The sequence below is a fragment of the Dellaglioa sp. CoH-57-MRSF-18 genome (assembly GCF_056781995.1).
In genome coordinates this window covers 98,080-113,093 of record NZ_JBXAXX010000004.1, presented here as the reverse complement: position 1 = coordinate 113,093, position 15,014 = coordinate 98,080, and the positions used below count along the sequence as shown (strand labels likewise).

Annotated in this window: 15 protein-coding genes and 1 riboswitch; of the genes, 2 read left to right on the top strand and 13 right to left on the bottom strand. The window is 33.2% G+C overall.

Annotation, left to right across the window (positions count from 1 at the left end; genetic code table 11):
- Positions 1-9 precede the first annotated feature (9 nt).
- From AC1RPG_RS05725 to asnB, 8 genes are all read right to left on the bottom strand, one after another.
- Positions 10-1,482 carry a UDP-N-acetylmuramoyl-L-alanyl-D-glutamate--2,6-diaminopimelate ligase gene (locus tag AC1RPG_RS05725; protein WP_481761679.1) on the bottom strand — a complete coding sequence of 491 codons (1,473 nt, stop codon included), beginning with the start codon at positions 1,480-1,482 and terminating at the stop codon, positions 10-12.
- Positions 1,483-1,498: 16 nt separating this feature from the next.
- On the bottom strand, positions 1,499-3,664 hold the full coding sequence (locus AC1RPG_RS05720; RefSeq protein ID WP_409022366.1) for a penicillin-binding transpeptidase domain-containing protein: 2,166 nt from the start codon (positions 3,662-3,664) through the stop codon (positions 1,499-1,501).
- Complete coding sequence (ftsL, locus tag AC1RPG_RS05715; RefSeq protein WP_481761678.1) at positions 3,661-4,029, bottom strand: cell division protein FtsL; 369 nt, start codon at positions 4,027-4,029, stop codon at positions 3,661-3,663. Before ftsL ends, AC1RPG_RS05720 begins: the two co-directional genes overlap by 4 nt.
- Before the next feature lie 27 nt (positions 4,030-4,056).
- Positions 4,057-5,007 (bottom strand): 16S rRNA (cytosine(1402)-N(4))-methyltransferase RsmH, encoded by a 951-nt coding sequence (gene rsmH / locus AC1RPG_RS05710; RefSeq protein WP_481761677.1) that lies wholly within the window; start codon positions 5,005-5,007, stop codon positions 4,057-4,059.
- Between the two features lie 27 nt (positions 5,008-5,034).
- Complete coding sequence (mraZ, locus tag AC1RPG_RS05705; RefSeq protein ID WP_481761676.1) at positions 5,035-5,466, bottom strand: division/cell wall cluster transcriptional repressor MraZ; 432 nt, start codon at positions 5,464-5,466, stop codon at positions 5,035-5,037.
- Positions 5,467-5,640: 174 nt separating this feature from the next.
- Complete coding sequence (locus AC1RPG_RS05700) at positions 5,641-6,009, bottom strand: DUF3397 family protein (RefSeq protein WP_409022362.1); 369 nt, start codon at positions 6,007-6,009, stop codon at positions 5,641-5,643.
- Positions 6,010-6,021: 12 nt separating this feature from the next.
- Positions 6,022-7,221 (bottom strand): aspartate kinase, encoded by a 1,200-nt coding sequence (gene dapG, locus AC1RPG_RS05695; protein WP_481761675.1) that lies wholly within the window; start codon positions 7,219-7,221, stop codon positions 6,022-6,024.
- Between the two features lie 22 nt (positions 7,222-7,243).
- The gene (gene asnB, locus AC1RPG_RS05690) at positions 7,244-9,130 is read right to left on the bottom strand and encodes an asparagine synthase (glutamine-hydrolyzing) (RefSeq protein ID WP_481761723.1); all 1,887 of its coding nucleotides are present in this window, start codon (positions 9,128-9,130) and stop codon (positions 7,244-7,246) included.
- Positions 9,131-9,329: 199 nt separating this feature from the next.
- On the opposite strand from asnB, the gene AC1RPG_RS05685 reads away from it, so the two are divergent.
- Together AC1RPG_RS05685 and AC1RPG_RS05680 are read left to right on the top strand one after the other, a co-directional pair.
- Positions 9,330-10,280 carry a magnesium transporter CorA family protein gene (locus AC1RPG_RS05685; protein ID WP_409022360.1) on the top strand — a complete coding sequence of 317 codons (951 nt, stop codon included), beginning with the start codon at positions 9,330-9,332 and terminating at the stop codon, positions 10,278-10,280.
- A 63-nt stretch (positions 10,281-10,343) separates the two neighbouring features.
- Entirely contained in the window at positions 10,344-10,454 is a 111-nt protein-coding gene (locus tag AC1RPG_RS05680; RefSeq protein WP_409022359.1) for a DUF4044 domain-containing protein, read from the top strand.
- Between the two features lie 97 nt (positions 10,455-10,551).
- On the opposite strand, the gene thiT is transcribed toward AC1RPG_RS05680, so the two are convergent.
- The 5 genes from thiT to AC1RPG_RS05655 form a co-directional block, all read right to left on the bottom strand.
- Positions 10,552-11,106, bottom strand: a complete 555-nt coding sequence (thiT, locus tag AC1RPG_RS05675) for an energy-coupled thiamine transporter ThiT (protein ID WP_481761674.1) — start codon at positions 11,104-11,106, stop codon at positions 10,552-10,554.
- A 46-nt stretch (positions 11,107-11,152) separates the two neighbouring features.
- Positions 11,153-11,256, bottom strand: a riboswitch (TPP riboswitch).
- Positions 11,257-11,308: 52 nt separating this feature from the next.
- On the bottom strand, positions 11,309-12,757 hold the full coding sequence (cls, locus tag AC1RPG_RS05670; RefSeq protein WP_481761673.1) for a cardiolipin synthase: 1,449 nt from the start codon (positions 12,755-12,757) through the stop codon (positions 11,309-11,311).
- Positions 12,758-12,772: 15 nt separating this feature from the next.
- Positions 12,773-13,612: an amino acid ABC transporter substrate-binding protein gene (locus AC1RPG_RS05665; RefSeq protein ID WP_481761672.1), complete on the bottom strand. Its 840-nt coding sequence runs from the start codon at positions 13,610-13,612 to the stop codon at positions 12,773-12,775.
- A gap of 10 nt (positions 13,613-13,622) precedes the next feature.
- Positions 13,623-14,261 carry an amino acid ABC transporter ATP-binding protein gene (locus AC1RPG_RS05660; RefSeq protein ID WP_409022355.1) on the bottom strand — a complete coding sequence of 213 codons (639 nt, stop codon included), beginning with the start codon at positions 14,259-14,261 and terminating at the stop codon, positions 13,623-13,625.
- A gap of 11 nt (positions 14,262-14,272) precedes the next feature.
- Entirely contained in the window at positions 14,273-14,929 is a 657-nt protein-coding gene (locus tag AC1RPG_RS05655) for an amino acid ABC transporter permease (protein ID WP_409022354.1), read from the bottom strand.
- Between the last annotated feature and the right edge of the window lie 85 nt (positions 14,930-15,014).

Genomic DNA, 15,014 nt, shown 5'->3' with positions numbered 1-15,014 from the left:
ACTCAATTCTTATTTTTTATTTAATGCTCCCGATGCTTCTTCAACATCGTCAAAATGCACTTTTTCTCGACCAAGAATTTGATAATCTTCATGACCTTTACCAGCAATTAAAATAACATCTCCTGGTTGCGCCTTTTTTATTGTTTGAGCAATTGCATCGTGTCGATCCATTATAACAGTTGCTCTATTTTCTGGAATTCCAGTCAGCATGTCTGCCATAATTTCCTTAGGATCTTCAGTTCTAGGATTATCCATAGTAAATACTGGGTAATCACTATGGTCAGCAGCAATTTTTGCCATTTTAGGACGTTTTCCTTTATCACGATCACCACCGCAGCCAACAATGCAATAAATTTTATTTTGTGCAAAATCTTGTATTGTCTCTAAGACATTTAATAACCCATCTGGTGTGTGCGCGTAATCTACAATTACACTGATACCCGTTTTAGAAGGCACTAATTGAAAACGACCTTTAACACCAGTCACTTTTTCAAGTGATTTAATAATTTGTGTTTCATCAAGTCCAGCAGCATATGCGGCACTAAACGCAGCAAGCATATTATAAACATTAAACAAGCCGATTAATTGCATTGTAACATGAGTTGTTTCACCAAAAAGAATTAAATCAAACTCAGTTCCATGACTCTTAATTTCAATATTTTTAGCTTGAATCATGGCATCATCATTTTCGATACCGTAAGATAATATTTGAGCAGAAGTAAACTGAGTAAACGTTCGAGCCACTGGGTCATCAAAATTTAAAACAGCCACTTTTGAGTCGCCTGATTCAGTATAATGATTACCCAACTGAGCAAATAACATACTTTTTGCATGTGCATAATTTTCCATTGTTTTATGAAAATCTAAATGATCTTGTGTCAAATTTGTAAAAACTGCGATATCAAAATCAATACCCCATACACGTCCTAAGACTAACGCATGTGAAGAAACTTCCATTGCAACAGTTTCAACTTTTTCTTGTTTCATTTGTGCTAAAGTTCTTTGCAATGTAATAACATCTGGAGTTGTATTATTCGAAGGATACAGTGTATCATTTATTTTACGATACATTGTACCGATTAAACCTGTTTTTTGATTTAAGTCACGATAAATTTGTTCAATCAAATGTGTAACAGTCGTCTTACCATTTGTACCAGTAACACCAATCATTCTCATCTGCTGACTTGGGACGCCATAAAATGCATCGGCAAGAATTGCCATCGCACGATTTGTATCTTGGACATAAACGACTGGAACAGGTACATCAACTGGTTTACGAGCAATAATAATCTTCGCACCTTTTTCAACCGCTTGATTCACAAAATCATGTCCATCAACTGTATAACCTTCAACAGCAACAAATAGACTATCTTCAACAACTTCTCTTGTATCTTGTGTTAATAGCTTAATATCTAACTCTGAATCAATCGCCGTTGATACTCGTTTAAATTTTAAACTTTGGATTAATTTATCTGCTCTCATATCTATATTCACCTTTTTATTTTAACGTTAATTTCACCATAGTTGATTTTTTAACAACTGTATTCGCCTTAATACTTTGAGCTGCTACATAACCACTACCCGTTGTCGTTAAGTTTAGTTTCATTAATTCTGCAGCATTCACCGCATCACTCTTTGACCAACCGGTTAAATCAGGCATAATCATTTCACCATTTGTTAATAACAATATTTTACGTCCGGATAATACAGTCGTTCCAGCAGGTGGATACTGATTAGCTACCGTTCTGCCATGTCCGATAACTGCAATATCTAGATTTTGTTCGTTTAATTTTGTTTTAGCTGATGAAGTTGAACTATTTGTAACGTCTGCTACTGTTACATTAGTCTTTGCAGTTGATACCGCTGTTGAACTGTCTTCTTCTAAAGTCCTCTTCATCAATGGATTAAATATTTGTGCCAAAATAGCATTACCACTGGTACCTTGCATATTTTGTGGTTGTTTCATCGTTACATACATAATATATTTTGGATCTTTGGCCGGCGCCATACCTACAACTGAAAAGACATAATTTGCATCACCCGTTAGATATCCAGTTCCATTTGGATCCGAAATTTGGGCAGTTCCTGTTTTTGCAGCTATCTTGTAACCATCAATTTTAAAGGCATTACCGGTCCCATAATTTTTGTAGATAACATCTTGCATCATGCTTAATACTTCTTTAGACGTTGATTTTTTAATAACTTGTCCTAAATTTGTTGTTTTAGCTTGATACGTTGTTTTTCCAGTATTAGGATCTACAATTTTATCCACAAGCGTTGGTTTGATCATCTTACCGTTGTTTGCAAATGCCGTAAAACCTTGCATCATTTGCATAGTTGTCACATTTATTCCTTGACCAAAAGCTGTATCTGCTTGTTCAATTGGGTATTGAAATTCAATACTACCTTTTGCTTCATTAGCTAATCCCAGATTTGTACTTTCCAGGAAACCAAATTTTTTAATATATTTAAGCCAAGCAGTATGCCCCATCGCTTGTTCCAACTTAGCCATACCAACATTACTTGAACGAGCGAAACCTTCACGATAAGTGATTAAACCCCAACCAGATGTATTCCAATCAGGAACAATCTTAGTTCCCACTTTTAAAACACCTGATTTATAGACGGCATTCTCATTGTAGGCATTATTTTCAATAGCAGCTGCCATTGTAAATACTTTCATAGTCGAGCCAGGTTCATAACTATCTTCAATTAGCGTATTACGCCACATCTTTGAAATACCACTTTTGGTATCTGCATTAAATGTAGGCCGTTGACTTCCTGCCAAAATTTTTCCATTTTTAGCATTCATTATAACAACATTCATTGATTTAGGATTATATGTTTTTTGTACGTTAGTTAGAGTTGTTTCAAGATACGTTTGTAATTTTGTATCAATGGTTGTATAAATATTATTTCCATTTTCAACTTTTTTTGTTTTTGTCTTTGAGTTTGGTAGTTGGTAACCATAACTATCTTTTTGGACCTTTTTTAACCCGTCTGTTCCACTTAATTGTTTATTAAATGCTAATTCTAGTCCCATTACACCAGATAAAGTTGAATCACCTTTTTTTGAAGTGCTTTTTGTCACACCAATTAAATGTGATGCAAAAACACCATTTGGATATAATCTTGCTTGTGTTTCAGTGAAATAAATACCTTTTAAATCTGCTGATTCTATCTTGTTTTTTGTTTCCAAAGATAAGTTTTTACCAGAATTACCAAATTCAACTTGGTAAGTTCCTTTTTTTGCATTCAAAATATTGTAAACTTTAGATTCTTTCATTCCAATCGCATCACTAATAACTTTTGCAGCTTTACTCTTATCAGTAACGTATAACGCTTTGTTATTTGCACCAACATATGATTTTGATAGAACTGCATAAATTGAGTAGTTTGTTGTATCTTCAGCAATCGGTTGATTTGAATCATCATAAATGGTTCCTCTATTTGCTTTATCAATTCGACTATTTTCATAAAGTGCCTGTGTTTGGCTACTTAAATTAACATCTGAAACTTTTCCACCTATTACAATATAAGAAAAACGAATGATAAACATCAAAAGAATCGCTAAAACGGCCAGGATTAGTAGCACACCAAACCTTTGCCTATTTCTACGTTTCTTTTTCATGTCATTTATCATCCGTTGCTTTTGATTATTCATTTCGTTACATTCCTTATTCTACTCTCACTTAAATTAAGACCATTTTTATTAGCGATACTATTTAATCGATCATTACTGGCAAGTTCGTTCACTTCTTGTGTCAAATCAGAACTCTTAGTTTGAATAGCTGTTATTTCGCTGTTAATATTTTGTAAAAATTGACTACTATTAGACAACTCTACCTGAGATGAAACTAGCATAAGCATAAGTACCAAAGAAATTGCACCAATTAAACCAAATAATGATTTTTCAATTCTAGAAAATGCAACACTTTGTGATCCCACTGTTTTTTTATGTATAGGTTGTTGTCTTGGATTTTCTTTATATTCTCTTGGCATTTGTCGTGCTGTGCTATTTTGTGCCATGATATGTAACCCCTTTATTATAAAATATTATTTTTTCAATCGTTTTATAATTCTCAATTTTGCTGAATGTGCACGCCTATTATTCTGTAATTCTAATTCTGATGGTAAAATTGGCTTTTTATTAACTAGTGCATAATTTGGCTGAATATTATCTGGAATTACAGGTAAACCCGGTGGTAACTCTGGTAAACTTGTTCGTTCCTTAAACATCGTTTTGACCAATCTATCTTCTAATGACTGAAATGTAATAACGCTAACTTGCCCCTTAACATTAATTAAATCAATTGCTTGCTCTAATGAATCTTCTAAAACACCCAATTCATCATTAACCGCAATTCGAATAGCTTGAAAAACTTTTTTAGCAGGGTGCCCACCTGTTCGTCTTGCACGAGCCGGAATACCCATTTTAATTAATTCAACTAATTGACTAGTTGTAACAATTTCTTCATTTTCTCTAGCATTTTCAATCTGACGAGCAATTGACTTTGCAAATTTTTCTTCACCATATCTAAAAAAGATTCTAATAAGTTCTTGATATGTCCAATTATTAACAATCTCTTTAGCTGTTAATTCTGCACTTAAATCCATCCTCATATCTAACGGCGCATCGTGCTGATAACTGAAGCCTCGTTCTGCGACATCAAATTGTGGGGATGATACACCTAAGTCATAGAGTACACCATCTACTTCCGTGACATTAAGTTCCAGTAACGCGGCTTTTAAATCTTTAAAATTGCGTTTAATAAACGTAACTTGTCCATTTTCTATGTATTTTTTTAAATGCCCTTCATTATAAGTAATCGCTGTTTGATCTTGGTCAAAAGCATATAAATGTCCCTCCGTACTTAGTTGAGACAGGATTAGGGCACTATGTCCACCGCCACCCAAAGTACAATCAACATATATACCATCTGGTTTAATAGCCAACCCATCTACTGCTTCATTTAGTAGTACTGTTTCATGTTCAAATGTCGTCATAGTTTTATCCCCTTTCATACGTGTTATTTAAAATCCAAAATCAATCATATTTTCTGCAATTTCATCAAAATTTTCTGATGCACTCTCTGAAAAACTATTCCATCGATCTTCACTCCATACTTCGAATCTGTTTGAAACACCTACTAGCACACATTTTTTTTCTAAATCAGCATGTGTTCTTAAAGGAACTGGAATATTAATACGGCCTTGTTTATCAAATTCACATTCTGTAGCTGCAGAATATAAAAATCTTACAAAAGCCCGTGAATCTTTTTTTGTTAAAGGGAGTGTTTTAAGCTTTTCTTCTAGGAGTGTCCACTCTGTTTGTGTATATCCGAATAAACAACCATCCATACCTCGAGTAATAACAAATTTCTCACCTAATTCCTCACGAAATTTAGCTGGAATAATTAATCTACCTTTAGTATCTAAAGTGTGTTTAAATTCGCCCATAAACATTGTGTACAGCCCCCCTTCATAGTAACTATTTAAATTTTACCACAATGCCCCACATTCCACCACTGAATTCCCCAATATTATGATTTTAAATGATAATATACAAAAAAACACTCAATCCTTTTTAGATTAAGTGTTTTTTACATTACTTATAATTAAAAATGTAGGACGATATCCTTAAAATAGTACTAAAAAGAGAAGCATTAAGAGGTACCATCCAAGCATATAAATATCAGTAATTTTCCAAATGGTCTTGAAAAATTTTGCATAAATTAATTCTCCATCTCGATACGCATACATAAGCGCACTAGCAATACCAATTAAGCACCAAGAAAATATTATAAATGGTGTAATCGATAAATTAAACTCTCGTACTGATAAAATATGTGTCAATAAAAGAAGTAATGGTGGTAAAAAATCAATGATTTGCAACCGTTTAGGCCAATTTTTACGTAAAATACGTTTAAGTAAAGTTAAAATTAGAATATATCCAAATATTAAAATTATCGACCCATACCAAGTTCCAAAAAATGGTAAAAGTTTCATAAATTACCCCTTTTAGATACTGCTTAAAAAGACATCATGTAATGCATTAACAGCAGTTTTTAAATCGTCCTGTTGAACTAAAATCCAAATTGTCGTATAACTATCAGTTGTTTGAAGAATATTAATATCCTTCTCAGCTAGTGCTGTTACAATTTTGGCCGTAACACCTGGTGTTCCAGTCATCCCCGCTCCCACAATTGAAACTTTCGCACAGTTTGGAAGCACTGAGACATCAATTCCAGCATCTACTAAAAGTTGTTTAGCTTTTTTTTCATCATCATTGAACAAATTAAAGAGGACTTTGCCAGGTGAGATATTAATAAAATCAACGCTCAAATTATTATTGGACATCAAATTAAAAACATCTTTTGGAGCATGATTAACTGTTTTAATTGTAAATTGACTGAGTCCAGTCACATGAGCAATACCAGTTACACTACGATAATGCTTTACACCTAAGTTTCGGTCGGTCACAAGGGTTCCCATCTCTTCAGGACTTTGCCAAGTTGAGCGAATCCGAACTGGAACATGGGCTTGTTGCGCAATTTCCACTGCACGAGGATGGATAACTTTCGCACCTTCATGAGCCATATTTGCAACTTCTTCATAACTGACTGTTTCTAGAAATTTTGCCTTTGTAACTAATCTAGGATCGGCAGTCATCATCCCTGACACGTCAGTAAAAATATCGACACGTTCAGCATCTAATGCTGCTCCAAGTAATGCAGCTGTCGTATCACTTCCACCACGCCCAATAGTCGTCGTTTGACCTTTACTTGTAGCACCTTGGAACCCAGTCACAACTAAAACATCAGCATCTTTAAATGCCTCATCAATTAAATCAGTATTAATGTTAATTACTTTAGCATTCTGAAATTCATCAGTTGTTTCAACTCCAGCATCCTGCCCTGTTAAAGCAGCAGCTTTAATGCCTTCCTTATTCAATAATTCAGAAAAAACTGCGGCAGAAATAGTTTCACCAACAGAAACAATCATATCAAGTTCTCTATTAGAAAGTAATGATTGCTCTCCATCGACAAGTCCTAATAATGAATCAGTTGCATAAGGTGCACCTTTACGCCCAATTGCTGAAACAACGACAACGACTTGATACCCTTTATCAACTGAATATTTTACGTGTTTTAAAGCTGCTCGTCTCGACTCATCGTCTTGAACCGATGTGCCACCAAACTTCTGAACCATAATTGTCATTATTTTGAACTCCCACTATTTATTATTTAGCTTTTTCTGTTACTGTTTTACTATCTTCTAATATGTCACTTTCAATGTAAATACGATGCCATACCATAAATGTTAAGACAGTCCATATTTTTCTGGAGTTATCTCTAACACCAGCACGATGTTCATCCAATAAATCTATGAAATATTGTTTGTTAAAAAATTCATCTGTTTGAGAATCATTAATAATTTGTTTAGCCCAGTCATACATTTCGTCTTTTAACCAAAAACGAATAGGCACAGGGAAACCTAATTTTTTACGATTTAAAACATGGTCAGGAACGATACCTTCAGCAGCTTTGCGTAAAGCATACTTGGTTGTTCCATGTGCAATTCTCAAATCTGCAGGCACTTCAGAAGCAACTGCAAAAACTTCTTTATCCAAAAATGGTGTTCTCAATTCTATGCTGTGTGCCATTGTTGTACGATCGGCATTATGCAATAAATCTCCATTTAACCATGTATGCATATCAATAAATTGCATTTGATCTATTTTATTGTAATCTTTTGATGCATTATAATATTGGCCAGTAATACTTTGGAATGGATGATTTTTATTATAGTCTTTAAAGAATGCTTCTTTTTCTTTTTCATTAAAAATAAAAGCATTACCAACGTAACGATCCTCCATTGGTGTCGTGCCTCGAAGAAGGAAACTTTGTCCACGCATCCCTTTAGGCATCATTTGAGCAATTTTATTCAACGCACCATTAATTGGTTTAGTGTATTTAAATCCTTTTAATGATTCAGGTTCATGATAAATAGTGTAACCACCAAATAGTTCATCAGCACCTTCACCCGTCAATGCAACTTTAACACGTTTTCTGGCCTCTTTAGCAAGGAAATATTGAGGCACAGCAGCCGGATCAGCCAAGGGATCATCCATATTCCAAATAAAATGTGGAAAAGCCTTCATAAATGCTTCAGCCGTAATAACAGAACTAAAATTAGCGACATTTAATTTTTCTGCGGTTTCTTGCGCAACATCTATTTCACTATAGCCTTCACGTTCAAATCCAACTGAAATTGTTTCTAATTTTGGATTTAATTCTTTAGCAATAGCAACAATAATAGACGAATCAATTCCACCAGATAAGAATGAACCAACTGGTACATCGGCACGCATATGCTTATCAACTGAATCAATTAAGACGTCTTTAATACGTTTAATATATGTCTCTTCTGGACGAACTACTGGATGAAATTCGGCAGAAAAATATCGTGTAATGACTGGCTTCTCGCCTAATTTTTTCGTTAAATAATGTCCAGGTTGTAACATATCAATTTCTTTAGTTAACGTTTCTGGTTCTGGTACAAATTGGAATGTCATATAATCTTGAAGTGCATCTTTATCAAATGTCTTATTTTTTAAAACTTTATAAATAGCTTTACTTTCCGAACCATAATAAAAATTGTCATCTGCTATAGCGTAATAAAATGGTTTAATCCCAAATTGATCACGGGCAGCAAAAAGTGTTTTTTCTTGCGTATCCCAGATAACAAATCCAAACATTCCGCGGAATTGCTTAACAGCTTCTGCACCGTACTTAGCATACATACCTAAAATGACTTCTGAATCAGAATCTGTTTTAAATTCATAACCATCAGCAACTAATGCTTCACGTAGTTCAATATAATTATAGATTTCACCGTTGAAAGTTAACCAGTAACGTTCATTTTCATATGAAAGTGGTTGGTGTCCGCCTTCTAAATCAATAATACTTAATCTTCTAAATCCCATTGTTATATCATCATCACTAAAATAACCTGAATCATCAGGACCACGGTGAACAATCATTTTTGTCATATTATGAACAATTTTATCGTAATCATCATTGGTATTTTTTTGTCTGTCGCTCAATACACCTGCAAATCCACACATATTTTCATCCCTCATTTTCATAAAAATCAATGTCTTATATTATAGATGATTCTACCATATATTTCAATTTAGGTTACAGTTATGTTTACTATTATAGCGTATTTGAACTAATCTTAACAACTAGATGTCTGAATTAACGAAAGCTTAAAAAATTTGGTATACTATGTATTATGTTATTCGAATAAAGGGGACTTTGATATTGATAGAATATTATACATCAACTGAGTTAGGTACAATTCAAAAAATAAAAGAATACAGTAAATCATGTTGGATTAACGTTACAAATCCTTCTGAAATAGAAATAAATGAACTTATTAAAAAGTATGCTATACCACGAGACTATATGACCGCTATTTCAGATGATCAAGAAAATTCAAGAACTGAAGGATTGTCTCAAAATATTGTTCCTGACTTAGTCTTAATGCAGTACCCTCATCGCATTAGAAACTCGCTAGGCTACTTAGAATACCAAACGTTTCCTTTTTCAATTATCTTAGCAGATGATGCAATAATTACAGTCTCAAATAGTGAACCAGATTTTATCAGTAAATTTATCGCGGATAGTCCAATTCATCAAATTAAAACGATAACATCGGATCAATTCACTTTGAAATTACTTTGGTATCTATCACAAAGTTTTGTCGTTGCGTTAAAATCTATCATTCAAGAAACCGAAAATTTAGAAAAATCACTTGCTAAAGCAACTAAAAATGAGCAATATTATCAAATGATGTCAATGCAAAAAAGTTTAGTTTATTTTGATGCTGCTTTAAAGAAAAATAATCCAGTACTTCAATCTATGGTTGACTCAAATGAGCATTTCAAACAAAAGGCAACTGATGATTTACTCACAGATGTTTTAATCGAGAACCAACAAGCCGAAACAATGACAAGCATTCAAACTAAAATATTAGAGAATTATGGTGAAATGGTTTCATCAGTTATTTCAAACAATTTAAATATTATCATGAAGGTCTTAACGTCGATGACGATTATTTTAACGATACCAACAATCGTTGGCGGTATGTTCGGCATGAACGTATCCCTTCCTGGTGCAGACACTCATTTTTCATTCTGGTGGTTACAATTAATCACGTTAATAATTTGTTTATTAACTGCTTATTATTTAAAGAAAAATGACTACTTTTAAGTTGACATTTTACTTATAAAAAAGTTATAGTTACACTATTAGATTTGAGAGGGTGGGTAAAACATGAAGAAAAAGAAATCTACATTCCAAAAAATCACAATGTTTGTCGTGTGGTTAATGATTCTTGTAACAGTCGGTGGTGTCGTTTTAACCGCAGTTATGTCAATCGCTTAATTTAAAAATAAAAATTTTAAAGGTTCCCAGCTTAATTAGCTAGGAACCTTTTTTATAAAAAAAGGCGGATTATTATATCCGTCTTTTTCTGTCTATTCTATTTAGCTAGGAAGATTCCTGGACTTTTTTTAAGTATGATACTAAGTATCAAGGTAGCAATAATCATGTTAATAATCATACTCCCACCATTGACAACTGCTGAGTACACAACTGGAGAAAGCCCCCATTGAACATATTTTGACCAAAAAATGATACCAGCCATAAAATGAGCACTGTATTTTAGAAATACAGCTATTAAAATCGCAAAAGTCAGTGATTGTATGGCACCACGCATATTTTTAGTACGCAACTGACTTAAAAAACGAGCAGAGAATAACCCAGAAAATCCTAGTACCAAATTAGCAACTGGATACTCTAAGATAGCCTGAACCGGCGTTAATACAAACGCAGTTCCAATTAAAATAGGTAATATACCATATAGTAACCCAATAATTAATCCCATTTTTAATCCGCGTCGTAAACTGTATACCACAATAGGTAACACACCTAGTGCAATATCAATATTTGGCGGATTAGGAACAAATGATAGCGCCATTGCTAAAGCGGCCATAACGACCCCTTCTAGTAATATCAATAATTTTTTTCTTTCCAACAAAAAAACCTCCTTTGACTTAGTAAACCAAGCACAAAGAAGGTGTTAATCTTCTACACACAATTCCTACGTTTGCATTAACAAACAGGTTCCAAGGGTCTGAATTTCTTCACTCTCAGCCAAAATTAATCGGCTCCCCTTTGTGTTGGTCTCCGATTAATAATATCGCATACATCCTGAAAAACGTCAAGCGTTTCCATTCCTATAATATCGGTGAAAGAAGTCTTGAAAACTGTTGCTTAAATTTCAACCAATGTGATTGATCATTAAAATACCTTTTCGTTAAAAGACTACTTTGTTCCATATCAGTTTCAAAAATTGTTTTAAGTGTGCTTGCCACACCTACATCATAAATAAATGCATTCGCTTCAAAGTTTAACTTAAAACTTCTAAAATCAAAATTAGCTGAACCAACGGATGCAACCATTTCATCAATTACAACTGTTTTAGCGTGTAAAAATCCATTGTTGTATTGATAAATTTCTACACCAATATTCGTTAGATCTTTCGCATAATACTGTGTAGCACGATAAACAAAGGCATGATCTGGCATACAAGGAATCATAATTCTAACCTGAACGCCTGAAGATACCGCAATATCTAACGCTTCTATAACAGAATCATCTGGAATTAAATAAGGTGTTTGAATATAAATATATTTTTTAGCTGAATTAATTAACTTAATATAACCTTTTTTTATTTGTTCAATTTCTGAATCAGGTCCACTAGAAACAATTTGCATGTTAACTTTACCTTTTGTAACAGTTTGTGGAAAATAACTTGACTGGTAATTAATCTGATTATTTCTCGCAGTTGCATTCCAATCCATAATGAACCTACTTTGTAGTGATCCGACAGCGTTTCCAAATACGCGAATATGTGTATCTCGCCAGTTACCAAATTTCTCACTTTCACCTAGATACTGATCACCGACATTGAATCCACCGATGTAACCGATTTTACCATCAATAACGACAATCTTTCTATGATCTCTAAAGTTCAAACGAAGATTTGAAAATGAAAAATGTGAACCCAGAAAGGCTTCTGCTTTACCGCCCAATTCCTCAAGATGTTTGAAGAATTTTTTAGTAGTTCCCTTTGATCCCAATGCATCATAGATGATTCTAACTTCAAGACCTTCATTTGCTTTCATTTCAAGTAACGTCAATAGTTCATTTCCAATATGCCCATCTTCGAATGCATAATACTCAACATGGATATGGTGTTTAGCTTTACGAATGTCTTGAAATAACGTCTTAAACTTATCATGCCCATCAATAAATAACTGAACCTCATTCTTCTTAGTTAAAATAGATTTCTCTATTTCTAAAAACATATGCATGATTTCGTTTACATCATCAGTATATTTACCGCTTGTTGTTAATTCTCCTCTGGCCCATTCTTCTTTTTGTTGATCTACTAATTGGTCAACACCCATACGACCCTGTGTTTTAATATCAAATATTTTTTCTTTTGAAATTTTCTTACCAAAAAAAAGATAAATTAAAAATCCAAAAATAGGTATACCTATCAAGACAAGAAGCCATGCCCATGTTGCAGCAATATCACGTTTTTCTCTAAAGACGGTCACAATTGCCGCTAACAAGTTCAATAAAAAAACAAGTAGCACACCAATATTTACATATGTCATATAGTCCCTCCAAAATTAATTATTTTGAATATTATTATTTTCACCAAACCATTTTTGATTTAATTCTTTTAGATAACCTTTGTTTTGCAACTCTGTTATTGCCCTATTAATTTTTAATTGCATTGTTGTATCAGATTTTCGCATACCTACCGCAAAATCTTCAGTTTTAAAATTACCATTTATCACGTTATATGCATTTGAATTCGACTGATGCTTAATAAAGTAGTTCGCATAGACATCATCAATTAAAAGTCCTTGAATTCTATCTGCATTTAAATCGATAAAAGCATTATCAAATGAATCATATTGAACAGGTTCTTTATCTTTAATATTATCTTTTAAAATATCTGGATGCAAATTTAAGCTATCAAATCCAGCTGAACCACTTTGAACACCTAAAATTTTTTGTTTCATATCAGAAAAAGAATTAATTTCACTTGATTTTTTTGTTACTAATACTTGCTTGTTCGTTAAATATGTACGACTGAAAGCAACATTCTTAGCACGTGCAGTTGTTTTTGTATACCCATTCCAGATTAAATCAATTGTCCCATTTTTTAATTCCGTTTCTTTCATAGACCAATCAATTGTTTGGAAATCAACTTGAATATCATATTTTTCAAAAACTTTTTTTGCTAAATCAACATCATATCCTACTAAACTACCATCTTTTTGTCTGAATGTCATTGGCACAAAACTATCATCAATTCCGATAACAACGGTACCCTTTTTTTGAATTGATTTCCAACTATCAACCGAATTCATTGATTGGCTACTATTGCTACAGCCAGCTAATCCTATAAACATCATCATAAATAATATTGTAAAAACAATTTTTTTTTCTAATTGATTCATTTATTATCCTCTAATCTTCTAGCGGCTTAACTTTTAATAATTTATCCGCAATATTTTCAGCAAATGGTACATCATGTGTCACTATTATTTGAGTCATTCCGTCTACTTTCAACGATAATATTAAATTCTCTACTTCCTGGCGTAGTGCTGGATCAAGTGCTGAAGTTGGTTCATCATAACACAAGATTTTAGGATTCATCGCTAATGCACGTGCAATTGCAACTCGTTGTTTCTGCCCACCTGAAAGTTGGTAAGGATATAAATGCCCTTTATTTCCGAGAGATAAGCGATCTAATAATTTTTGTGCTTCTTCCTCGGCCTGGACTTTATTACGATTTAAAACTAATTTTGGAGCTAACGTTATATTATCTAACACTGAAAGATGAGGGAATAATTGAAATTCCTGGAATACTACCCCAATAACACTTTCGTTCGTATTATTACGATATGGATCAAATGGTGAGGCATCAATTAGAATATCTCCAGAATCAATTGATTCTAACCCACTAATACATCTCAATAAAGTCGTTTTTCCACCACCAGATGGACCAACAATACTAACAATTTCACCATCATTAACTGTTAAATTAATATCATCTAAAATTAATCGTTTTCCATAATACTTTTTAATATTTTTTAACTCTAGCATAGAATTACTCCTTATTTGTAATAACTATAATGTTTTTCAATTTTCTTCAAGACAAGTGTAAATATAGCTGTTAATAACAGATAGATTGCCCCAACCATCAATAGTGGGACGAGTGTTACATCACGACTCGTCGCTACGTTACCGGCTCTTAATAAATCGCCTAACCCAATAACATATACTAAACTTGAATCTTTAACTAAATTAATAATTTCATTTCCAATTGAAGGTAAAACGATCTTGAACACTTGTGGAATAATAATTGTCCTAATAGTTTGCCAATATGATAGACGCAATACCTTTGCACTTTCATATTGACCTTTAGGAATCGATTGCAATCCACCCCTAAATATTTCAGCAAAATACGCACCATAATTCAAAATAAATGCAAATAATGCCGCATCGTATCGACCGAATACAATATGAATATGGAACTGTTGTAGTGTTGGTAGTCCATAAAACACAAAAATTAATTGTAGTAGCAGTGGTGTTCCTCGCATTAACCAAACATAAAAATTCAAAAAATACTTAATTGGTTTTATTTTTGAAATTAATCCTAATCCGACAATTAAACCAAGTGGAATCGATCCAATGATCGTCCAAAAAAATATTTCTAACGTTAATTTAGCACCATCTATTAATGATGGCAAAATTTCTAATATATAAGTCATTACATTATCTCCCTTTAGTTAAATAAAAAAATCCTCTCAAGCCAAATCAAATTGACTCAAGAGGACGATAGCCGTGGTGCCACCT